Origin of the sequence: Bacteroides sp. Marseille-P8574 (assembly GCF_902825465.1) — a bacterium.
Lineage (GTDB): Bacteria > Bacteroidota > Bacteroidia > Bacteroidales > Bacteroidaceae > Bacteroides > Bacteroides uniformis.
On sequence record NZ_CADEBE010000001.1, the window covers coordinates 430,578 to 453,888 of the forward strand.

The 23,311-nt window shown below is 46.1% G+C and carries 19 protein-coding genes; 12 read left to right on the forward strand and 7 right to left on the reverse strand.

Translation table 11 applies throughout. The features are described from left to right. Window positions 1–2: 2 nt before the first annotated feature. The 10 genes from HUX74_RS01895 to HUX74_RS01940 all read left to right on the forward strand — a co-directional run bounded on the left by HUX74_RS01895 (window position 3) and on the right by HUX74_RS01940 (window position 10,268). Complete coding sequence (locus HUX74_RS01895) at window positions 3–1,127, forward strand: polysaccharide pyruvyl transferase family protein (protein WP_035448100.1); 1,125 nt, start codon at window positions 3–5, stop codon at window positions 1,125–1,127. Between the two features lie 6 nt (window positions 1,128–1,133). Continuing rightward, complete coding sequence (locus HUX74_RS01900) at window positions 1,134–2,090, forward strand: glycosyltransferase family 2 protein (protein WP_174646110.1); 957 nt, start codon at window positions 1,134–1,136, stop codon at window positions 2,088–2,090. A 125-nt stretch (window positions 2,091–2,215) separates the two neighbouring features. Then, the gene (locus HUX74_RS01905) at window positions 2,216–3,325 is read left to right on the forward strand and encodes a glycosyltransferase family 4 protein (RefSeq protein ID WP_254592824.1); all 1,110 of its coding nucleotides are present in this window, start codon (window positions 2,216–2,218) and stop codon (window positions 3,323–3,325) included. 36 nt (window positions 3,326–3,361) lie between these two features. After that, window positions 3,362–4,462 (forward strand): GDP-L-fucose synthase, encoded by a 1,101-nt coding sequence (locus HUX74_RS01910; protein ID WP_174646111.1) that lies wholly within the window; start codon window positions 3,362–3,364, stop codon window positions 4,460–4,462. 153 nt (window positions 4,463–4,615) lie between these two features. Beyond that, complete coding sequence (locus HUX74_RS01915) at window positions 4,616–5,335, forward strand: WecB/TagA/CpsF family glycosyltransferase (protein ID WP_117962887.1); 720 nt, start codon at window positions 4,616–4,618, stop codon at window positions 5,333–5,335. 32 nt (window positions 5,336–5,367) lie between these two features. Then, complete coding sequence (gmd, locus tag HUX74_RS01920) at window positions 5,368–6,474, forward strand: GDP-mannose 4,6-dehydratase (protein WP_174646112.1); 1,107 nt, start codon at window positions 5,368–5,370, stop codon at window positions 6,472–6,474. Continuing rightward, entirely contained in the window at window positions 6,468–7,178 is a 711-nt protein-coding gene (locus HUX74_RS01925) for a YjbH domain-containing protein (protein WP_174646113.1), read from the forward strand. Before gmd ends, HUX74_RS01925 begins: the two co-directional genes overlap by 7 nt. 34 nt (window positions 7,179–7,212) lie before the next feature. Further along, window positions 7,213–8,460 (forward strand): YjbH domain-containing protein, encoded by a 1,248-nt coding sequence (locus HUX74_RS01930; RefSeq protein WP_174646114.1) that lies wholly within the window; start codon window positions 7,213–7,215, stop codon window positions 8,458–8,460. A 41-nt stretch (window positions 8,461–8,501) separates the two neighbouring features. Then, a complete protein-coding gene (locus HUX74_RS01935) occupies window positions 8,502–9,806 on the forward strand; it encodes a carboxypeptidase-like regulatory domain-containing protein (protein WP_174646115.1) in 1,305 nt (434 codons plus the stop codon). 39 nt (window positions 9,807–9,845) lie between these two features. Further along, on the forward strand, window positions 9,846–10,268 hold the full coding sequence (locus HUX74_RS01940; RefSeq protein ID WP_117601479.1) for a BT0820 family HAD-type phosphatase: 423 nt from the start codon (window positions 9,846–9,848) through the stop codon (window positions 10,266–10,268). A gap of 187 nt (window positions 10,269–10,455) precedes the next feature. On the opposite strand, the gene HUX74_RS01945 is transcribed toward HUX74_RS01940, so the two are convergent. The 6 genes from HUX74_RS01945 to HUX74_RS01970 all read right to left on the reverse strand — a co-directional run bounded on the left by HUX74_RS01945 (window position 10,456) and on the right by HUX74_RS01970 (window position 18,774). Beyond that, a complete protein-coding gene (locus HUX74_RS01945; RefSeq protein ID WP_174646116.1) occupies window positions 10,456–11,217 on the reverse strand; it encodes a creatininase family protein in 762 nt (253 codons plus the stop codon). A 62-nt stretch (window positions 11,218–11,279) separates the two neighbouring features. After that, window positions 11,280–12,158, reverse strand: a complete 879-nt coding sequence (locus tag HUX74_RS01950) for an AraC family transcriptional regulator (RefSeq protein WP_005827957.1) — start codon at window positions 12,156–12,158, stop codon at window positions 11,280–11,282. Between the two features lie 74 nt (window positions 12,159–12,232). Further along, a complete protein-coding gene (locus tag HUX74_RS01955) occupies window positions 12,233–14,557 on the reverse strand; it encodes a TonB-dependent receptor (protein ID WP_174646117.1) in 2,325 nt (774 codons plus the stop codon). A gap of 151 nt (window positions 14,558–14,708) precedes the next feature. After that, the gene (locus HUX74_RS01960; protein ID WP_174646118.1) at window positions 14,709–15,047 is read right to left on the reverse strand and encodes a hypothetical protein; all 339 of its coding nucleotides are present in this window, start codon (window positions 15,045–15,047) and stop codon (window positions 14,709–14,711) included. A gap of 44 nt (window positions 15,048–15,091) precedes the next feature. Then, window positions 15,092–16,837, reverse strand: coding sequence for a bifunctional UDP-sugar hydrolase/5'-nucleotidase (locus tag HUX74_RS01965; protein WP_138346217.1), 1,746 nt, complete (start codon window positions 16,835–16,837; stop codon window positions 15,092–15,094). A gap of 26 nt (window positions 16,838–16,863) precedes the next feature. Then, a complete protein-coding gene (locus tag HUX74_RS01970; protein ID WP_117601476.1) occupies window positions 16,864–18,774 on the reverse strand; it encodes a HAMP domain-containing sensor histidine kinase in 1,911 nt (636 codons plus the stop codon). A 121-nt stretch (window positions 18,775–18,895) separates the two neighbouring features. Between HUX74_RS01970 and HUX74_RS01975 the strand changes: the two genes are divergently transcribed. Beyond that, window positions 18,896–21,031 carry a Tex family protein gene (locus tag HUX74_RS01975; RefSeq protein ID WP_117966607.1) on the forward strand — a complete coding sequence of 712 codons (2,136 nt, stop codon included), beginning with the start codon at window positions 18,896–18,898 and terminating at the stop codon, window positions 21,029–21,031. A gap of 39 nt (window positions 21,032–21,070) precedes the next feature. Here HUX74_RS01975 and HUX74_RS01980 read toward each other — a convergent pair whose 3' ends face one another. Then, window positions 21,071–21,967: a CPBP family intramembrane glutamic endopeptidase gene (locus tag HUX74_RS01980; RefSeq protein ID WP_117601474.1), complete on the reverse strand. Its 897-nt coding sequence runs from the start codon at window positions 21,965–21,967 to the stop codon at window positions 21,071–21,073. Window positions 21,968–22,080: 113 nt separating this feature from the next. Between HUX74_RS01980 and HUX74_RS01985 the strand changes: the two genes are divergently transcribed. Next, window positions 22,081–23,133, forward strand: a complete 1,053-nt coding sequence (locus HUX74_RS01985) for a leucine-rich repeat domain-containing protein (RefSeq protein WP_174646119.1) — start codon at window positions 22,081–22,083, stop codon at window positions 23,131–23,133. Window positions 23,134–23,311: the final 178 nt, after the last annotated feature.

The following is a 23,311-nucleotide window of genomic DNA, read 5'->3' on the forward strand; positions in this document are numbered from 1 at the left end:
ATATGAAAATACTTACCCTTACTACATACAATGTTTATAACTACGGTGCAGCACTACAGGCATACGCCTTGCAGACCTATCTGCAATGTATGGGACACGATGCGGTGCTAATAAACTACCAACCGGAATATCTGACACGAAAGTATGACTACCGATGGGTGAACCCGGAATCGAAACTGAGCCGGTATGCCGTGACACGCATAGCATATCGCGTGATGAAGTACCTGCAACGGCAAACCACCATGGGCCGCAAACGGCAGTTCGACCGTTTCATCGACTCGTATCTGAAGCAGACACGAGAATACCGCACGCTCGAAAAGCTGTGCCAGAATCCACCGGAAGCCGACCTCTACGTGGTAGGGAGCGACCAAATATGGAACGTGTTTTACGAAGCGGGACGCGATCCGGCTTTCTATCTCGAATTCGTAACAAAGGGCAGAAAAGCATCATACGCTGCCAGCTTCTCTTACGTGGATATTCCCCAGAAGGAGAAAAAAAAAATTGCCGAATGCCTGCGGACGTTTGATGCTGTGTCTGTAAGGGAGAGTCATGGATTGCAGTTGCTCAGGGAGATGAACATTCCGGGGGAATGGGTACTCGACCCCGTATTCTTACTCCCTATAGAACAATGGAAACAATTGATGGTAACAAACATCTCCAAAGAAGATTATCTGTTGATTTACGACTTTGAAGGAAATAAAGAGTTGAAACGTTTTGCTAAGGAGTATGCACGCCGTCATCACCTGAAGATTTATGTCATAGCAGATACTTACCCGTTGCTTTATGCCGACAGAAACTTCATGAAAGCAGGTCCTCGTGAGTTTGTTTCGATGATTTATCACTGCAAAGCATTTATATCCAATTCGTTTCATGGCACGGCATTCTCCATTATGTTCAACAAACCTGTCTTCGTATTTAACAGACATCGACATAAAGTGAATTCACGTATGGAAAGCTTGATGACCCTCTTCGGAATAAACCAATGTATATTGGACAACCCCGAAAAATGGGAAAAAGCTTATTATTACCCTTTCAATTACGAACAGATCAATCACACCAAGCAACGCGAATTGATTAAGTCGAAAGCCTACTTGGATAATTTGTTAAACATATGTACACATCCATAAAATGCTATGATAGATTTATCTGTAATCATACCGGTTTATAATGCCGCCCCATCCATTAACCGCACATTAGATTCTATTTTCAACCAGCAAACATCTTACGCTATAGAGGTTATTCTCATTGATGATGGGAGCAAAGATAACTCCATAGAGATTATCAAAACCCGAAAAGAAGCCAACATCACATTGTTACGACAAAAAAACGAAGGACCTTCTGCTGCCCGTAACAATGGGATTAAGACAGCACAAGGTCGCTATTGCGCTTATTTGGATGCAGACGATTATTGGGAACAAGGTTTTATCGAAAAAACTGTTTCATTTTTGGACAACCATCCTGATTGTGTGGCAGTAAATGTTGCGCAACGTCACCTCACTGTCTCCGGTTCATTTGAAATCCCCAGTTGCTACCAAGAGTATAAAGAAGCTTTCATCTTAGAAGATTTTTTCACTTTCTGGGCAAAGCACATGCATGTCTGTACAGGAAGTGTCTTAATCCGCAAAGAAGTGATTAATATAATTGGAGGACAACGTAAAGACCTTCGCATCACTGAAGATTTGGAGTTTTGGGCTATGGTATCTACCTATGGACAATGGGGATTTATCCCGGAAATTCTTTTTGTAAGCGATGGTGGAGACGTGACCCGTAGTCAAGGCTGGTTAAACAAAATGATGATACGCTGGAGCAACGCGCCCAGTATTGCTGATTGGGAAAAGCGCATTGTTACACGCCTGCCCAATGAACTACCTGCAGGTTATTTAAAAGCCCGTGGCCGTATTTCACGCAACCTCACTTATTGCCAACTTCTCTCCGGTCGTTTGACATTGAGCCGTCAAGAGGCTTTGAAATATGGCAGATATTTTGTGAAGGACCCCATTGGTAAACTCATGAATATGACGAAACATACTCCTATTACTTGGTGGATGTTGGCGAAGTTGCTGCAATACAGGGAGTATCACCGGAAGTAGTAAAGTTCACATAAACAATAGGTACATCATCAATATATGCCACGAGAAAGGTATCAAACTGATAATGGTAACCTCGCCATAGCACACTGGTTGAAGTCTATACTTTGAATTTGATTAAACGAAACATGAAACCAAGAGTTCTTTTTATAATGCACATGCCCCCACCCGTACACGGTGCATCCATGATGGGGGAATATATCCATGACAGCAAAGTGATAAACGAAGCTTTTGACTGCCATTATCTTAACTTAACTCTTGCCAAAGATATCAATGACATAGGAAAAGGAGGAATAAGGAAACTTATTGTTTACTTAAAAAAACAGATACAAATAGCAAAAACCGTTAAGAGAATAAAGTCACAATTATGCTATTTGACTCCCAATACCAAAGGTGGGGCTTTCTACAAAGATTTTTGTACCCTATTCCTGCTAAAATGTTTGGGACAGAAAATCATAATACATTTTCATAACAAAGGTGTGAAATCAAGAGAAGGACGATGGCCGGACAAATGGTTATACAAAGCCTTTTTCAAGAATATACAGATAATACTGCTGGCTCCCCCACTCTACAATGATATCCAAAAATTTGTAAAACCAGAACAGGTGGTATACTGTCCCAATGGCATTCCACAAAACGTAACCTATGATTTTTCCAAGAAAAGAAACAACCCTTTCAAATTATTATTCCTCAGCAACATGTTAAGGGAAAAGGGGGTATGGGATTTGATAGATGCACTAAACATCGTAAAGAACGATGGTTATTCATTTCATTGTGATTACATTGGAAAATGGAGTGACATTGCGGAAAGTGAATTCAACCAAAAGGTAAAACACAAAAATCTAGACAAGTATATACAGGCACACGGAGCCAAATATAGAGAAGAAAAAGAATTGTTTCTTAAACAAGCAGACTTATTTATATTTCCCACTTATTATCATAATGAATGTTTCCCATTAGTACTTCTTGAGGCTATGGAACAGGGACTACCCTGCATCAGCACAAACGAGGGAGGAATACCCGATATCATAGAGGAAGGCAAAACCGGATTTATCGTGGAAAAACATAGTCCGCAACAGCTGGCAGAAAAGATAGAATATTTAATAGACCATCCCATGATATGTGCTGAAATGGGTAAAGCCGGTAAAGAAAAATTTCAAAGGGAATTCACTTTGGAAAAGTTTGAGAACCGGATGAAAGATATTTTAAAAGAATGTATAGCTTCATACAAGAAGTAAATAGAAAAAATTAATTTTATAACTAGGGTATTAGTCATGTTAGAAAAAAATGCAAAGATTTTTATAGCGGGGCATCGTGGTTTAGTAGGTTCCGCCATCTGGAACAACCTGCAACAAAGAGGTTACACAAACTTAGTAGGACGCTCACACAAAGAATTGGATTTGCTGGACGGAACCGCCGTAAAGAAATTCTTCGATGAAGAACGACCGGAAGCGGTGGTACTGGCTGCCGCCCATGTGGGTGGCATTATGGCAAACCTGCAATACCGGGCGGACTTTATCTACCAGAATCTGCAAATCCAGCAGAACGTAATCGGCGAGAGTTTCCGTCACGGAGTAAAGAAGCTGCTCTTCTTGGGAAGCACCTGCATCTACCCACGTGAAGCTCCGCAGCCCATGAAGGAAGAAGTGCTGCTGACCTCTCCGCTGGAATACACCAACGAGCCGTATGCCATAGCCAAAATAGCCGGGCTGAAGATGTGTGAAAGCTTCAACCTGCAATACGGCACCAACTACATAGCCGTGATGCCTACCAACCTATATGGACCGAACGACAACTTCCACCTGGAAAACAGCCATGTACTGCCTGCCATGATCCGCAAGATTTACCTTGCCAAATGCCTCAACGAAGGGGATTGGGATGCTGTACGCAAAGACATCGACCTGCGTCCGGTGAAAGGGATAAACGGCAGCTATGGCAACGAAGAGATTCTGGCAGAGCTTGCCAACTTCGGAATAACCCCGGAAGCGGTCACCTTGTGGGGAACCGGCAAACCGTTGCGTGAATTCCTATGGAGCGAAGAAATGGCGGATGCCAGTGTACATGTACTGCTGAATGTGGACTTTAAAGACACATATGCTCCGGACAGTAAAGAAATACGCAACTGCCACATCAATGTGGGCACCGGAAAGGAACTCAGCATAAAGGAAGTGGCTGAAAAGATTATAGCCGAAATAGGATTCAAAGGTGAGCTGCGATGGGATGACTCGAAACCGGACGGCACACTGCGCAAACTGACGGATGTGACCAAACTGCATAACCTGGGATGGCATCATAAAATAGAAATAGACGAAGGAATACGCCGTTTGTACGAATGGTATCTGAAAGGTATCTGCATCAACCACCAGACCAACTAAATTACATTTTTCACATTCCTCTTGTATATTACACACATAATCTTTACATTTGCCGCAGTTTTCGGACATATTGCATCGTTCCGTTCAAAAATACCTTTCCATGTGACGGGCGACAGCGTAGCGTACTCTGCGGAAAATTATACTCCTTTTTACATGTTGAAGTTAAAGACGATTTCGCTTCTGGAACACAGAAGTGAGCTTGACGCATTGCCCGAAGGCAAACTGCTGATTAACACCATCAATGCGCACTCGTATAACACAGCATTGAAAGATCCTGCCTTTGCAGAAGCTTTGCTGAGGGGAGACGCATTGATTCCAGACGGAGCAAGCATTGTACTGGCGTTCAAACTCCTAAGACATGAGAAGATAGAGCGCACAGCGGGATGGGACTTGTTTCTGTACGAAATGGATAAGCTGAACCGGAAAGGAGGAACCTGCTTCTTCCTGGGAAGTAGCGAAGACACCCTGAGGAAAATAAAGGTAAAAGCTGTCCGGTTATATCCCAATATCCGGGTAGAAACCTATTCCCCACCCTACAAGCCGGAATTCACCCAAGAAGACAATCAAGCCATGATAGCCGCCGTAAACCGGGCACAGCCGGATTTGCTCTGGGTGGGCATGACCGCTCCCAAACAAGAGAAATGGGCTTATGCACACCTAAAAGAACTGGAGGTAAACGGTCCCATCGGTACTATTGGCGCTGTGTTCGACTTCTTTGCCGAAAACGTGCAACGTGCTCCCGTATGGTGGCAGGAACACGGGTTGGAATGGCTGTACCGGCTGATAAAGGAACCCAAAAGAATGTGGAGAAGATATATCATCGGGAACTGCTTATTCTTATGGAATATCACAAAAGAGAAATTTACATCATAACATAAATAAAAACTGATTTTAAAACCCGAATCATGGATAAGAAAATAGCATTGATTTCAGGCATCACCGGTCAGGACGGTTCATTCCTGGCCGAGTTCCTAATTGAAAAAGGATATGAAGTACACGGCATTCTGCGCCGTTCGTCATCGTTCAACACCGGACGCATAGAGCATCTTTACCTGGATGAATGGGTGCGTGACATGAAGAAGAACCGTCTCGTAAACCTGCACTACGGGGACATGACGGACAGCAGCTCGCTTATCCGCATCATACAGCAGGTGCAGCCGGACGAAATCTATAACCTGGCGGCACAAAGCCATGTGAAAGTATCATTCGATGTGCCGGAGTATACTGCGGAAGCAGATGCTGTAGGTACACTGCGCATGCTGGAAGCAGTACGTATCCTGGGGTTGGAGAAAAAGACGAAAATCTATCAGGCTTCGACTTCCGAACTGTTCGGTCTGGTGCAGGAGGTACCACAGAAAGAGACAACCCCGTTCTACCCACGCAGTCCGTATGGTGTGGCCAAACAATACGGCTTCTGGATTACGAAGAATTACCGGGAAAGCTACGGCATGTTCGCCGTAAACGGCATTCTCTTCAACCACGAAAGCGAACGGCGCGGAGAAACCTTCGTGACACGCAAAATTACACTAGCGGCAGCACGTATAGCCCAAGGATATCAAGACAAGTTATATCTGGGTAACTTGAATTCGCTGCGCGACTGGGGATATGCCAAAGATTACGTGGAGTGCATGTGGCTGATTCTGCAGCACGACACTCCGGAGGATTTTGTCATAGCTACCGGAGAATATCATACCGTACGTGATTTCACTACACTTGCCTTCAAGGAAACCGGTGTGGAACTGCGTTGGGAAGGAGAAGGCGTGAATGAAAAGGGCATTGATACCAAAACCGGTAAAGTGCTGGTGGAAGTGGATCCCAAATACTTCCGTCCTGCCGAAGTGGAACAACTGCTGGGTGACCCGACCAAAGCCAGAACATTGCTGGGCTGGAATCCACGCAAGACTTCTTTTGAAGAACTGGTGAAAATCATGGTGACACACGACATGGCATTTGTGAAGAAACTCTATATGAGGGCACAAATGAATGGTAAAAACACTTCCCAGACATGCTGAAAACGAAAATGAGAAAATGGTGCCTGCTCCTACTGCTGCTTGGTTGCAGCATGGGAGTACAGGCCCAATATTCCATGGGCAACACCGGGCTGCTGAACATCCCGACAGCAGATATGCAGGAGGCCGGTACTTTTATGGGAGGCGGCAATTATCTTCCGAACGGCATGACACCGTTTAACTTCAACACCGGAAATTACTTCGTCAACATCACATTCTTATCTTTTCTGGAGTTGAGTTATCGGTGTACGCTACAAAAAGCTAAACGTTACGATGGGAAAGAAGGATATTTCCATCAGGATCGATCTATGACTGCACGTGTACGTCCACTTAAAGAAGGTAAATTTCATCCAAGCTTATTACTTGGTGTAGATGATCCTTTCAAAAATACGGGAATAAACTATTTTGCTACTGTATATGGTGCATTAACTAAAGGGTTCTCTATTGCAAAAGGAGATAGACTTGCACTGACTGCCGGTTACTATTTCCCACTGAACGACCATAGCATAAAGGACGGTCCTTTCGGAGGTATCAGCTACTCCCCTGCTTTCTGCCGGGAAATGACTGTCATGGCCGAATATGATTCGGAAGGTTTCAATGTGGGAGCTGCCGCCAGATTATGGAGGCATCTCTCCATCCATGTGTTTACCAGAGAATTCAACAGCATATCGGGAGGGATACGGTATGAATGCAGGCTGTTGCACTAAGAGAGGGATGAAGGATTAAGGATTAAAGAGTAGGATGAAAAACAAGAGAAAAAGCGGTTTGAAGTGGATACTGGCAGTATGGTTCTGTGGTATTTCTGCAATAGCAGATGCCCAAGTGACAGAGAGCCTGAAAGCCATCGGTATGGAAAATATACGATGTGCACAGACCCCAGGGGTAACCACTGTAAGTTTTGAGAACAATGTATATAGAAGTACCTACACCGGAGTGGGCAAAGCCATAGATGCCTGCTTGGGAAGCAAGACGAAGGGCGATTTGCAATTGGTGGTACTGGAAAACCGGATTCCCAGGCTTTGCATCAATCTGCCGGATACACTGACGGCAGCATACAGAAACGGAGAAATCAGCCTGACACAAGTATATCAGCAAATGGGAATTACGGTAGATACGGATGCGGCCATGAAGGCATTGAAAAATGCCGGTCAGGAAGAAGCGCCGTCTGCCAGGAAGATGGATTTGGTGATATATCCCGATTTGTTTTTAGAGAACAATACGTTTGACGAACTGTATACGTATGCCATCAACCTGAATCCGGCAGTGGAAATGGCTTTGTGGAAAGGCGGAAAAATGACTGCACAAGTGATACTGCCCGTAGCCACCAACCTGAGTGGAGAAATGAAACGGATAAGACCGGGAATCATAGCTCTATCGCAGGATGTACGCTTCAGACACAACATCTTCGGGAAAATGACAGTGGGTAACTTCACCAACAACAGATATGGTGCACAACTGGAAATAAAATACCGCACCAACAACGGACGCTGGGAACTGGGTGGAACGGCAGGCTCCACCGGTTTCTCTGCCATCACCCGGGAAGACGGCTGGTATATAGGCAGAAAACAGCGTATCAATGCCTCGCTGAATGCTTCGTACTACGAACCACGCCTCAACTTGCAGTTCGACTTGAAAGCAGGAAGATATATTTACGGTGATTATGGAGTGAGAGGAGACTGTACGCGGCACTTCGGAGAATATGCCATCGGCTTGTATGCCCTTTGTACAAACGGAGAGATAAACGGAGGATTTCATTTTGCCATCCCCCTGCCGGGAAAGAAATGGAGTAGAAAAGGATTCTTCAGAGTAAAACCGGCTGACTACTTTGCATGGGCATACGGCATGGTAGCAGATGGAGAGTACATAGAAAAACAACTGGGCAAAAGTTACAGTACACGCCCTAACGAAAACCGGAGCAGCAACTTCTACCAGCCGGACTATATACGCTATTTCCTCATAAAGGAGCAACAAAAAGAAAAATCGGAATAAGTATAATTTAAACAGATTAGTTTTATCAAATGACGAAAATTATGAAAAAGAAAAGTTTATTTTTAGGAGGTGCATTGGTGCTTGCAATGACCTTCAGCACAACAGTCCTTACCTCTTGCCACGATGACGACAAGAAATATGAAGAAGTGGAAGATCCGCTGAGAAGTCAAACAGCCTACTACATTGCAGGTTCCATTACCGATGCCAACGGTCCATTGGCAGGAGCCACCGTAAAAAGCGGCGAGTACTCTGCCACAACCGATGCAAAAGGCGTATACTCACTGACTGTGAACAAAACCGGCATCTATACGCTCACCGTAACAGCTGAAGGACATGATGACTACGAGACCACAGCAGAATTTACAGACGGAACAGCCAACCACAGCCTGATGGTGGTAAATGTAAAAATGTCAACAACCATAGAATTCGGCGAGATGCAGGAGGCTGATGGAAGCACCATTGAGGCTCCGAAAATAGAAAATCCGGAAAAAGAGAATGCCGCCACCATCAATATACCCACCGGAGGTACGGAAGAAAACACCAAGATTGCAGCCGTCGTGTTTGAAGAGGCACGTGAGGCCAATCCGGCAACTTCCACACAACCGGAAGCATCAAAGGCTTCTGTAAATAACGTAGCCATCAAGACAGAGCCGGCTGACGCTGTTGCCAAGGAAGATATCATCATTGCCATTCCCAATCCGTCGACTGATGCCAACCTGGGCTATTTTAATCCGGAAAACATGGAAGTGGAATCCAGCGAGGCGCCTGCAACCAGAGCCGCTGCTAAAACCGTAGGATTCAACAATAACAATTACATCATCACCATTCCGCAAGGCGAGAAGATAGCCGGCAAATATTCACCTAGAGTGAAATTCACCAAACAAGCTGCCGCCAGTGTAGCAGACGGCTACAACGAAGTGAATGGAAAAGCCGAGGTTATCAAGATTGAAAACAGAGATTACGATGCGCTGGAAAACATCACCCTGACCCTTAAAATCAAGAACGGATGGGACTATACCGTTTCTCCGGCTGAAGCGCTGAAAGCTGCAGGAGCATCCGATGCACTGGCCACATACATCAACAACTACATTGAAACTGAAGAGGGAGGTACGAACGGTTCTTATGAAATTGAACAAAAGCTGACTACAAGTATCAGTGGCAACCATGTACTGCTATATGGCAGCAAACGCATGGTACGCGTGAAAACATATACCTTTAAAATAATAGTAGGCAACCAGAGCAAAGACGTAAAAGTAGAGCTGAAAAGCTACACGGGACATCAGGAAGAATATTCAAACAATCCGGTCAGCCAGCACTCCGGCGGCACCACAGGCGGTCAAGGATAATTTTCTCCACAGTCTGAAACCAATAAAAGCTATTCATTTATGACCATAGCCGTTGATTTTGACGGTACCATTGTAGAACACCGCTACCCCCGGATAGGAGAAGAAATTCCCTTTGCCACCGCTACGCTGAAGATGCTGATAAACGAGCGTCACCGGCTGATTTTATGGTCGGTACGTGAAGGGAAGCTCCTGGAGGAAGCTGTGGAATGGTGCAGGGAACGGGGTGTAGAATTCTATGCCGTCAACCGGGACTATCCGGAAGAAGACATCGCACACACCGGTTTTTCACGCAAAGTAAAAGCCGATCTCTTTATCGATGACCGCAACCTAGGCGGACTGCCTGACTGGGGAAGCATTTACCGCATGATACATGACCGACTGACCTACGAAGAACTGTTCCGCGAAAACAGTGAACCGGTCCGGCAGAAAAAGAAAGGCTTTTGGGCACGTTTGAAAAAATAATATCCAAAGGAGATTTTTGACTTATGTCAATTCATAACCCGTAAAAACCTTCTAATTTTGTACTCGAAATAGAGAAAGATTAGTTTTTATAAGAGTAAAGAGATTAGTTTTTAGGGTGCACTTAAAAAATAGGCAATATCCACAACGGTTATTGCCTATTTTTATATATAGCCGGAAGCCAAGTATATCAATACAAACTTCCCTGACCGACTTCCGTAAAGAGCTTCGCCAACTTCTCCACCACCGGCTTCATATAACGTTCTCCTTTCTCGGCAGAAGCTTTTTGGGGGTTCCCTACCCCGCTGTCGACTGTAGCCTTATCCCAATGGCGGGGAGCCCAGCCAACCTTTTCATTCAAGGAAGGAATAGCAAACGGTTTGGATTCTCCGTCACCGGCCTCAGCCAGATTTACCAGCTCGGGATGGTAATGCATCATGACGGAAGTCTCAGACTCGCCGGCATGGTCGTCGACAGCAGCCTCAAAGTAGTCTTTGGGAGGGACGATGCTGAACCAGTCGGCAGCGATAATCAGAAAATCGGGATATACAAACGCCAGGTCACGAATCATTCCCTTGAAGTTGTTGCCGCCATGACCGCTGAGAATAATCAGCTTGCGCATACCTTGTGCATAGAGAGAGGCAACTATGTCTTCCAAAATGGCCTGCTGGGTGGAGTAGCGCGTATGAATGCAGAACGGAAGTTCGCGCTGCCCCGGATTGTGTGCACCGAAAGGTACGGGAGGCATCACCATGCAGCGTACACCGGAATTCTGCAAAGCCAGCGCAGCCGCGTCTACAGCAATGTCATGCGGCAAAATACAATCAGTGAGATAAGGCAGATGCAGATTGTGGGGCTCCGTAGCTCCCCACGGCAAGATGACAACGTCATACTTCACTCCTTTCACCTTTCCATAGCAGGAAACAGTAAGGTCAATTTCTCTTTTTTCCATGATAGTTTATTTTGGGGGTAAATCTTTACCGCAAAAATAAACATTATTCCGTCACATTGAACCTATTGCCGGCGATATTCTTTAGGTGACATGCCAGTGTGATGCTTGAAATACTTACCAAAGAAGGACTGGTTGGCAAAATGCAGCTCGTCTGCAATTTCCTGAATGCTCATTTCGGAAGACTTCAACAAGGCTTTGGCTTCCAAAACTACGAGACTGTCAATCCATTCGCCTGCCGTCTTTCCGCTGATTTCTTTCACTACGGTGGAAAGGTGCTTGGCGGTGAGGAACATCTTATCGGCATAATAGGACACACTTCGCTCTTCTTTATAAGACTCTGAAACGGCACGGATAAAGCGCTCGAACAAGTCTTCCTTCCTGCTTTTGGGAATGCGTTCCTGAACGACATGCCCTTGATAAATGTTATATATCTCATAAAAAAGGGCCAACAGCAACCCCTGGGTGATTTCCTTACGGAAAGGGTTGTCTTTCAGCTTCACCTTGCTCCAAAGAAAAGAGTGATACTCCTGAAATGATTGGGATTCCTCCGGAGTGATGTGGACAAAAGGCCGTTCCTTAATCATAAAGAACATGGGGAAAAGCTGCTGCATGGTAGGTATTACCATATCCATAAAGTCCTTTGAAACGGCAATGAAAAGTCCGGAAAAATCTTCGGAGCGTTCCCGTTGCAGAACAATCTGGTCGGGAAGAATAATGCCCAACATACCTTCCCGCATTTCACATTGCTGCAGGTTGAGTTCCAGTTTGCACCACCCTTTCAAGCAGACAGTCAAGCAAGCAGCATTCAAACGGGTGGGATAAGAGCTCAAAGGCATGTCCTTGATGTCATTAAAAATAGCAAAATCATTGCCGATGAAATCAATCATCGGCAAATGATGTATCTGGGAAATGTCTACATTCCGTATTCTCTTAGTATCCATGGTTTTTGTGCTTTGGCGACAAATGTAGGACTATTTTGCGGAATTTAGCTCTAAAAATTCTTAAATGGAAACTTTTAGTTCATTATCTTGAAACCGATAAAAAAGGTTCTCGGCTGCGTCGGTCCGTAGAAATAACCCGCATCGCGGAATTCCCCTTTATCCAGGTCTTTCTGGAAACTGTTAAAGATATTCTGTACACCCGTATTCAACTGAAGCTTGATATGGTCGTGAAGCACAAACGTATAGTTCAACTTCACATTCAGGTCCAGAAATTGGGGAGTATGCTCCATGCGGTCTGAAGTGATATTACAGAAGGCACCCTCGGGAGCATCTTCCGGTGCGTAGTGCGGAACAATCATCTTTCCCGTATAGGTACCGGAAAGAGAGAAATCAAAATTCTTTACCGGTGCGGAAGAGAAAGTGAAGTACCCGTAATAATCCGGTGTACGGGGCATGCGCTTGGTGGTAAGGTCTTTTCCGTCCACCTTTGTCCAAGCTTCCTCATGGGTATAGCGGCTACGCTGTGCCGTAAATCCGAGTTGGAACTGCGCCTCCTTGCCATGGGCAATCCTCGCATCCAGATTGGCACCATATACACGTGCACCGTTTCCGTTGCGGCGCTCCTTGATGACATCCCCAACTTCGTTCTTGCCGATATCTTCGAGCACAAAGACATGGCGCAGGTCTGTATAGAAACCTTCCACCAGGATGTTTGCCTGCCAGTGCCCCAGATGGGCAGTCCAGTCTACCGAACCGCTATAACTGTTGGAACGCTCTTCACGCAGATTGTCGGACAGTTTAATTTGGACACCCTCGCCACCTACTGCCGTTACGTGCAAGTCCTCATCGTATGCCTGCGGAGCACGGAAACCGGTAGAATAAGTCAAGCGTGCCTGAAAATCATCTGTCGGCTTGTAGAGCAGGTTGACGCGAGGACTGAAAATAAGCTTGTCAATCAGGTTGTGCTTGTCCAGACGGGCGCCGACCAGCATGGTCAGTACATTCATTTTCCACTCATTCTGCACGAAAGCGCTGGCAATGCGGACATCCTGCTCCATGTCACGATGATAGCCGGTCATGATGTCGTGCAGGGAGTTGTTCTGATATTCCAGCCCGCCGGTGAAGGTGGCGGGAGCAAAGAGACAGTTGTCCATATTGCCCACATACATGCCACCAGCAACCCAAGTCAGGTCTTTCGTCTTGCCGTAAGCATTCATGTCCTTTTGGGCACCATAGTAACTGTTGCGGTCAGTGTGCTGGATGGAGGTGTAAGCTGAAATCTTATGTTTGTACTCTTTCCAGAACAAATCATAGCTCACGCCTCCGCTATTGATGATATGCTTGGTCTGCTCGGTAATGTCCGTCTCATGCGGCTGCAAATCAAATTTATTACCTCCGCGACGAAGTTCGTTAGTAGTATGGTATTCCAGATTGATGCGGCTGAAATGCGTAGGACGGTAATAGGCACGGAAACCGAAGGTATTCATGTTCAGCTTGCCCAGCTCGGAAAAGCCATCGCCATCGCGGTCGTAGGGGTTACGGTTGCGGTAACTCTCGTAAAGGGCAATGCCGTAGGAGTTATCTTTGGCAACCAGCGATACATTGCCACCCATATATTGCTCCCAGGACTTGCCGTCCATATTGGAGAACATACTCGATACCTGGAAGGAATTGTTGATGGGATCTTTGGTTATAATGTTGATGGTGCCTCCCACAGCATTAGCTCCAAACAAGGCAGAGCCTCCGCCACGCACCACTTCTACCCGTTCAATCATGTTCACGGGGATTTGCTCCAATCCGTACACACCGCTTAATGCACTGATGATGGGACGGCTGTTTATCAATATCTGCGAATACGGACCTTCCAAGCCATTGATGCGCACCTGGGGGAAACCACAGTTCTGGCAGTTGTTCTCCACACGCAAGCCCGACTGGTAGTTCAGTGTCTTGGCAAGGTCGGTGGAGTTGACCATCTCGAACAATTTGGTACTCATCACATTCACGACTACCGGAGCTGCCTTGCGACTTACCTCGTTGCGGTTGGCAGATACCACCACTTCATCGGTCATGAAACTCTCCTCTTCCATCGGGAAATGTATGACGGCAGTAAAGTCCTTGCTCACCGTCACTTCCTTCTCTTGGGTCTTATAGCCCACGGCAGACACACGGAGCTTGTATTTTCCCGTCGGAAGCTTGCGGAACTCAAATTGTCCTTCTTCATTGGAAACCGTTCCCTGACCGCTGCCAATAATCAAAACCGTGGCATACGGTATATTTTCCTCCGTACCTTTCACTATCACATGGCCGGAAATCATATTGCCTTCCTTTATAGGATTTACGGCAAAAGCTACGCTGGCACTTACCACTGCAAGTACCAACGCCAAAATGTATTGTTTCATCAAATTAGCGCTCTAAATAAAAAAATAATTCAAGTCTGAAAAAGATAATAATCCGAAATGCCGCACTTCGTTCACTGAAATACCGGACATTCGAGACTAAAACACCTGGTATCTACATGCAAAAAAATCCAGGCGTTTTTAAACCTAATGACTATGAAAAAAGAGCGGGAGGAGCGCGAAGGGAAAGGGTACGTATAACTTCCCCCTTTACAGTAGGTGTTGCCGGTTTGGCTCTGAGCATGGCCAGCAAAGGACGCATCGGGTGCTGAACCTCATACACATCCACCCCGGAAGAGTGGAATACCGACAGATGCCCGATAACCAGAAGGGAAGTCTGAGAGTGAGAGTGTGTGCCATGAAAAGGGTGCGAGTGCGTTATCATCACCCCATTCACATAATGGACGTGAGTGAACGCAGTGATACTTGCCTGGTACATGATAAACAGTACCAGCAAGCTCAATGCACCTATAATTTTTTTCTTCTGCTTCACGCCCAAAACTTATACTATAGATTTTGAGCCGCAAAGATAGTGAATTATTCTTTAACTTTGCCAAACAAGAACTCATAATCACGCTTGGAAGCCGGAGCCGCCCACTCTTCGGGAATAAACTTCCACTGATTCAGCGCACGCGGTTCAATCACCTTCTTCTGCTCAATGTACTGCATCAGATAATAGCGTAAGTCCTTATCCGTAGAGTGGATGATGCGCTCCTTCAATTCATCCTGCGAGATGCCGGCCCCCTTTGTCAGCAATTCGCCGCCACCGTTTCCGCGATAAGAATTCACCGCTACCTTATACATTTTATCCATATCGAACGGAGTACCGTCTGCCATACTGAGAATGGCTACCTTCTCGCCATCCGGCTTGGTCACATCCACCGTGTAGATAATACCCGCCGCAGAATCGAAGTTGAAGCTGAAATTCTTGAATGAGGCCCTATCCGTAGCACCTTCGCGGCGCTTCTCACGGAAGAGAAGGATATGGTCGTCCGGAGACTTCATCCGATTGGTCCACAAATCATACGACATCTCCAAGGCATCGCGTATCTCCTTTCCCGTCAGACGCATGGTGTAAAGCATATTTTCATACTTATACAGATTGAACATATCGTTCACAAAAATGTCTCCTTTACGGATTTCCGTATCATAGGACAAAGGAGCCGCAAAAGAAATATCCGCTCCGCTGATTGCCAACTGCAACTCATGAATAAGGTCTATAAAAGCGGAAGAACCGAAATAGGCAGGACGTGTGGAGATGGCCTCGGTAAAAGAACCTATTTTCTTGGAAACAAAATTCTGCACAGCTGCATATTCGGGGGCAAAGCGCTGCATGAACTCTTCGCTGACACCGTAGTCTTTCGTATCGGACAGTATGCCGTCTATCTTCTTGCCAACAACCTTGCCGTCACGCAATTTCAAGGTTATATCCACATTACTTACAACGACACCGTTGCTGGCAGGGTCCATCACCAGTACCGAGTCACCAACTATGTTGCACACCCTCTTGCATTCGCGAGCATGGTCATGGCCCATCAGGACAATATCGAATCCCGGCACATTGCATGCCACTTCCACCGAAGCGTTTTCGCGATACTTGCCTCCCATCAGCTGGGCATCCTGACCGGCATGGAACATACCGATAACCAAATCCGGCTTTTCCTGCTCACGGATAATCTTCATCCATTTGCGGGCAGTCTCCTCCATATCGTCGAAACGCAACCCTTTCCACAGATTCTCTGAAAGCCATACGGGAATGGCAGGAGTTATCATACCGAGAACCACAATTTTCACTCCGTCACGTTCCAGCACCTCATAGGGTTTGAAATGGGTTTCTCCGGTAGCAATATCCACAATATTGGCACCCAATATCGGAAAACGGCAATCACCTGCCCAACGGTCGAAAACGGCACGACCGGTCTCTACATCATGGTTACCCATATTACCGGCATCATACCCCATGAAATTCATCATCTCTGCAGTCAGATGGGGAGCAACAGTATCTATGTAATTATAGTAGTAGGCAGTGGGCTGTCCCTGCAGAATGTCGCCATTGTCCAAGAGAATCAGGTTTTCGCCATAAGTCTCACGCTCTTTTTGCACCAAAGCATGCACGCGTGCCAGACTGCCGGTTGCCTCCCGGCGGCGTATAAAGTCGTAGGGATAGTAGTTTCCGTGTATATCACTGGTCTGTACGACTTTCAGTTTCACCTCTCTTTCCTGCGCAGGCAGTATGCTTGTCAGGACAAAAATCCAGATAAAAAAACAACTAAATCTTTTCATTATATTTCCTTATTTCTTGTCAGTCCTTATAAATTCATGGGATGGGTAAATACAAACCGCGCTCCATCCGTATAGGCAGGATCTATCCAAATTTCACCGCCCCACTTCTCAACGGTCAGCTTACAGATGGACAAGCCCAAGCCGGTTCCCTGCACATATTCGTTCAGCTTCTCGAAACGTTCGAACACCCGTTTCTGTTTGTCCAAAGGAATGCCGCAACCGGTGTCAGTCACCGAAAATACTGCTACATTCCCTGCTGTATCCAGTTCCAGCTTCAAGGTTATCGTACCTTCCTTTGTAAACTTGTCCGCATTGGAAAGCAGATTTATCACAACCTGCTGTAAACGCTGCACGTCCGTCCGCATCTCCACCACCTCACGTTCACACTCAAATAGGAATTGATTGGTCGACCTACGTGCCTGGGCCACGGAAGCTACTACCTGCTGGCATATCTGCACTACATTGCAGCTCTCCAAAGAAAGGATGACGCGGTCGGCCTCCAAACGGGACACATCCAATATGTCATTAATCAGCCGAAGCAGCAAATCAGAGTTGGTCCTGATAATTTCAAAATAGCCACGCTGTTCTTCTTCCGAGGCTCCTCCGGCAGACAGCACGTCCGAGAAGCCCACAATCGCATTCAATGGCGTACGGATTTCGTGGCTCATATTGGCAAGGAAAGCACTCTTCAGGCGGCTGGATTCTTCAGCACGGTCCTTTGCCTCTCGCAAAGCACCTTCGGATACCTCCAGTTCATCCTTCAACTTCTTTGTATGATAATAAAAATAAAGGGAAACGAACAAACCGCCCAACAGCACCAATAGCACAGCACAGACAGACCAGATATGATACTTGTACTGTTCATAGAAAGAAGGGGTTACATTCAGCATCTTTACCGGTTCCGGAAGGTTGGCAATATTCAGTTCCTTTTCCTTCACGAGCTTGCCGTCCAGTATGGTCTCATTCGGAATGACTTCCATATGAGTATTCCCATCCTGCGGGTCAGTCAGCAGACGATAAGATTGCCTTGCCATCTCCTTGCCCAAAGCACGGTAGGCAGGAACGATGCCTGCCACAGCCCAGTATCCCAAACCTGCAGAACTCAAAGAGAATGTGGGCAAGGCTGGAGCAGCTTCCATCATGGCATAAGTAGCATTACGCATAAAATAACCATCATTCATATCCACGCGCCACGTCCCCATTAATACTGCCGTATGTTCCGGCAGTTCATGTAACCTATCACAAATAGTATATATTGTATTGACACGTCCGTCAAGCAGTATCAGATCCAATTCGGGAAATTTCTTCATTTCCTTCACTACATAGGCTTGCATAGCAACACCACCATAACTGTTGTCTGATATAAAAGCGATATTCTCGGTGTCAGGATACATCTGCTTTACCATGTTAATATTCGCCTCCACATCATACTCATAAACGAAACCGGCCTTGATAGGCGAATCCGGAAAATCCGTGAAAAAATCTACGGATTCAGGCATCCAAGTTTTCAAATCGATGGTATCTCCCGGCAACAATATGGCGTTCCGGCTGGATAGCGCACTCACTACTGGAGTATTGCCGCGTACAGAGTCTTCCAAAGAAAGGTAGGCAGCCCAAGCTTCCTGCCCAATAAGAACAATCAATGCCGGACTTTTATCATTCTGGTATTTGGATAATAGCCCTGCCATTCTCTTTTCCCAAAAAGGAGCTTCGGAAAAACTTTTGCAATTCATGTTTTCCAATGCAACGGTATTTGTCCCTCCTAAACGTTGGAATTCCTCCATAAAGTCAGAGATATTGCTGGAAGTCCGACCGGCATCCGGATTATAGGAGCTGATAATCAATACCGGATGCTCTCCCGTAATTGAGAAAACAGGCAAAAGGCAGCAGAAAAGCGCTACCACGCATGGTAATATTGTACGATATATGTGTTTCAATTGATTGATTCGTTTAATTGCTCCATAGCTTTGACAAATATAGATAAAAGTTGGAACCTAAAGAAAAAACAACAATTGTTTTTTTGTACTTTTACCCCCTATTTATAAAATGAGATACAAAATGATACAAGATTTTCATCGAATGATATCTGCCGTTCTCGGCATATCAGAAAAACAAATAAGCCAGACCCTCGGCTTGCTGGAAAACGGAGCGACAATCCCTTTCATCAGCCGCTACCGAAAGGAAGTGACGGGAGGACTGGACGAAGTGCAGATTGAATCCATAAAGACCCACTACGAAAAGCTGAGCGAAACCGCCAAACGTAAAGAAACCATCCTCAGCACCATTCAAGAACAAGGCAAACTGACCGCCGAACTTCAGAAGCGTATCGAGGAGACCTGGGAGAACACCCTACTGGAGGATATCTACCTTCCCTACAAACCCAAACGGAAAACACGTGCCGAAGCAGCCCGCCAAAAAGGACTGGAACCCCTCGCCACCCTGCTGATGCTGCAACGTGAGCCCCATCCGGAGGAACGCGCCGCCGGTTATGTGAAAGGAGACGTGAAGAACGTGGAAGATGCACTGAAAGGTGCCCGTGACATCATAGCCGAGCATGTAAGTGAAGATGAACGGGCTAGAAACAGCGTCCGGAGTTCCTTTGTCCGCCAAGGCACACTGACCGCCAAGGTGGTGAAAGGCAAAGAAGAAGAAGCGGCCAAATATCGCGACTATTTCGACTACTCCGAATCCTTGCGGCGATGCAGTTCCCACCGTCTGCTCGCCATCCGGCGCGCTGAAGCGGAAGGTTTGCTGAAAGTCAGCATCAGCCCCAATGACGAAGAGTGTGCGGAGCGCCTAGAACGGCAGTTCGTACGGAGCAACAACGCCTGTGGACAGCAAGTAGCAGAAGCTGTGCAAGATGCTTACAAACGCCTGTTAAAACCGTCCATAGAAACGGAATTCGCGACCCAAAGCAAGGAGCGCGCCGACGAGGAAGCCATCAAAGTGTTTGCGGAAAATCTTCGTCAATTGCTACTGGCCTCACCATTGGGGCAAAAGCGTGTGATGGGTATAGACCCCGGATTTCGTACTGGTTGTAAAGTTGTGTGCCTCGATGCACAAGGAAATCTACTCCATAATGAGAACATCTACCCCCACCCTCCAGTCAGCAAGCAGAAGGAGGCATTCGCCAAACTGCAAATGATGATGGAGTCCTATAAAATAGATGCCGTAGCCATAGGTAACGGAACTGCCAGCCGCGAGACGGAAGAGTTCTTGAAGCATCAGCGCTTCAACCGCGATGTGCAGATATTTATCGTCAGCGAGCAGGGAGCTTCCATCTATTCGGCCTCTAAAATTGCACGGGACGAGTTTCCCGACTACGACGTCACCGTGCGTGGTGCCGTGTCCATAGGCAGACGACTGATGGACCCACTGGCAGAGTTGGTAAAGATTGACCCGAAATCTATTGGTGTGGGGCAATACCAGCATGACGTGGACCAGACAAAACTGAAAAAGTCGCTGGACCAAACTGTAGAGAACTGCGTAAACCTGGTAGGTGTCAACCTAAACACCGCAAGCAGCCACCTGCTGACCTATATCTCGGGATTGGGTCCTCAACTGGCACAGAACATTGTGAACTATCGCGCCGAAAACGGTGCCTTCACCTCCCGTAAAGAATTGATGAAAGTGCCGCGCATGGGCGCCAAGGCATTTGAGCAATGTGCCGGCTTCCTACGCATTCCGCAGGCAAAGAACCCGCTGGACAACACTGCCGTGCACCCGGAAAGCTATTGCATCGTAGAACAGATGGCAAAGGACTTGGATTGCAGCGTAGCCGAACTGATAGCCAGCCGGGAGCTGCGTCTGAAGATTAATCCGGAACGCTACCTCTCCCCCACCGTGGGCATGCCGACACTGAAAGACATCCTGCAAGAGCTGGACAAGCCCGGACGTGACCCGCGCGGACCGATAAAGATATTTGAATTTGATAAGAACGTGCGCACCATCAACGACCTGCGCGAAGGCATGGAACTGCCCGGCATCGTAGGAAACATCACCAACTTCGGCGCATTTGTCGATATAGGCATCAAGGAAAACGGACTGGTACACCTCTCCCAACTCGCCGACAGATTCATATCAGACCCTAATGAAGTAGTGTCCATTCACCAGCATATACGCGTAAAGGTACTCAGCATAGATATGGACCGGAAACGCATACAGCTGACAATGAAAGGAGTGGAACAGAATTAGGGATTAAGGATTAGGGATTAATGGTTAATGGTTTCCGTATTAATCCTTAATCTCTAATCCCTTATAATAGTGTCTTAAGATAATTACTGTACCAAGCACTAAAAGTAGTGAACACAGAATGGAGCCTTCGAACCCGAAGGTTCCTCCATTTATCAAATTTTCTTCCGGAAAGTGAAGAATCAGCAGATTCTCATTGCTGAATTCATTTCCACTGACTTTATATCCCAAAACGGAACCTTGAATCCAGTTCCAGAACCAATGCAAGGCAATGGGGAAACAGAGGTTACGCGTATATATATAGGAAGCCCCCAAGAAACAACCTGCCAGCATGATATTCAGAAACGGGACAAAGGCAAAGTTAGGATTGAAAAGGTGCATCAACGAAAATAACACCGCAGAAATAAACAATGCCACAAACTTATTGATGCCTCCATCCAGCATACGCCCTAAAATAAAACCGCGTCCGATAACTTCTTCCGTAACCGCCACAAAAAAATAAAGCAAAAGACTGACCAGCAGAGATATGGGAGAAAACAAGAACCCTACCACCTCCACTGCCCCTAACAGCAAAGACAAGCCAAAACCGACTACATACAAGAACACGACAAACAAAGCTCCTCTCAGCAGGCTCCTGCCCCATCCCTTCAAAGACAAGCCCAAACCCGAAAAAGGAAGCTTCCTAAAGCCCAACACCATACAAGCGGCAATCAGCCCACTGACCAGCATCAAGACTTCATTCAGCATCTGAAAGTAAATGTTTGTTTCACCAACTTCCGTCTTCAACTCCGGAAAAACTAATGCAAAAGGTATGGCAAACAAAAACAGAAAAATCATTGAAAGTACAGCAAACAGTACTATATCAACGAATGCCAACCAAATACTTTTTGCTTTACTTGCTGTAACAAGCCCTTCCTTTACCGTCTCTTCTGTCTCCATTTGTATCTCAATATTGATTAATATCCGACAAAAATAATAATAAAAAGAAAAAACCTCATGTATTCCTGCCGTTTTCTTCCTATATTTGAAAAATCAATCTAGAATCAATAAACATGAAACTAAGAAAAATACTTTTAGCCATTGCCGGACTGGCGTTAATGCTGAATGCCTCGGCACAAAAATCCAAAAGATACTACGTAGCCAAACCCGGTACCTTGGTGGAGCTGATGACTGAAGCGGAAGCTAATGAAATTACCCAACTAACCCTGCAGGGCAAACTGAATGCCATAGACTTCAGGCATCTAAGAGATGAATTCAAGAATCTGCAGCAGTTGGACATCTCGAACGCATCTATCAGCACGTATGCAGGCAAGAACGGAACTTATCCAAACCGTTTTTACGTATATCCTGCCAATTGCATTCCGGCATATGCCTTCTGCCAGCAAATGGACGACAGTACCTTCATTGGCAAGGAGACACTGACTAGGGTTATCCTTTCCGACAAGACCAAGAACATCGAAGATGCTGCCTTTAAGGGATGCAAAAATCTCAAGATATGCCAGATACGGAAGAAAACGGCTCCCAATCTGTTGTCCGAAGCATTGGCTGATAGCGTTACAGCCATATTTGTTCCATTGGGATGCAGTGACTCCTACCGTACCAAAAAGAAATGGGAGACCTTTGCATTCATTGAAGGAGAACCACTGACAGTAAATGTGCAGATTGGTAAAATGGGCAGCCTTGCCAGCGAACTGCTAAGAGCCGGATTTCAGCCCAAAGACGTTAACTTTCTGACCGTTGAAGGTAAAATGGACGAAGCCGACTTCACATTGATACGCGACTATATGCCCAATCTGGTTTCCATCGACATGACCAACAGTAATGCCACTGCAATTCCCGACTATACTTTCACCCAAAAGAAGTATCTGCTGAACGTACGGCTCCCGCAAGAGCTTAGAAGCATCGGACAGCGTGCATTCAGTGGCTGCGGTCGTTTGTGCGGCACGCTGGTGCTTCCTGCTAGTGTAACCGCCATTGAGTACGGAGCATTTATGGGATGCGACAACCTGCGCTATGTGCTTGCCACGGGGAATAAGATTACCACGCTGGGCGACAACCTTTTCGGCGAAAGCCAAGGCAAAATTATATATAAGGAGAAACAATAACCCAGACTATTCCCCGCCTTAATAAGAACAAAGAGACTCTTTTAATAGCAAAAGAAGGTGTGTCAGAATGATAGCTAAAAATCATTCTAACACACCTTCTTCTTTTTTTCAATATCGCACAAGCCTTTATTAAACAAAAAAGATATGAAAGAAGAATCGTTCCATCATGGCAGAAATA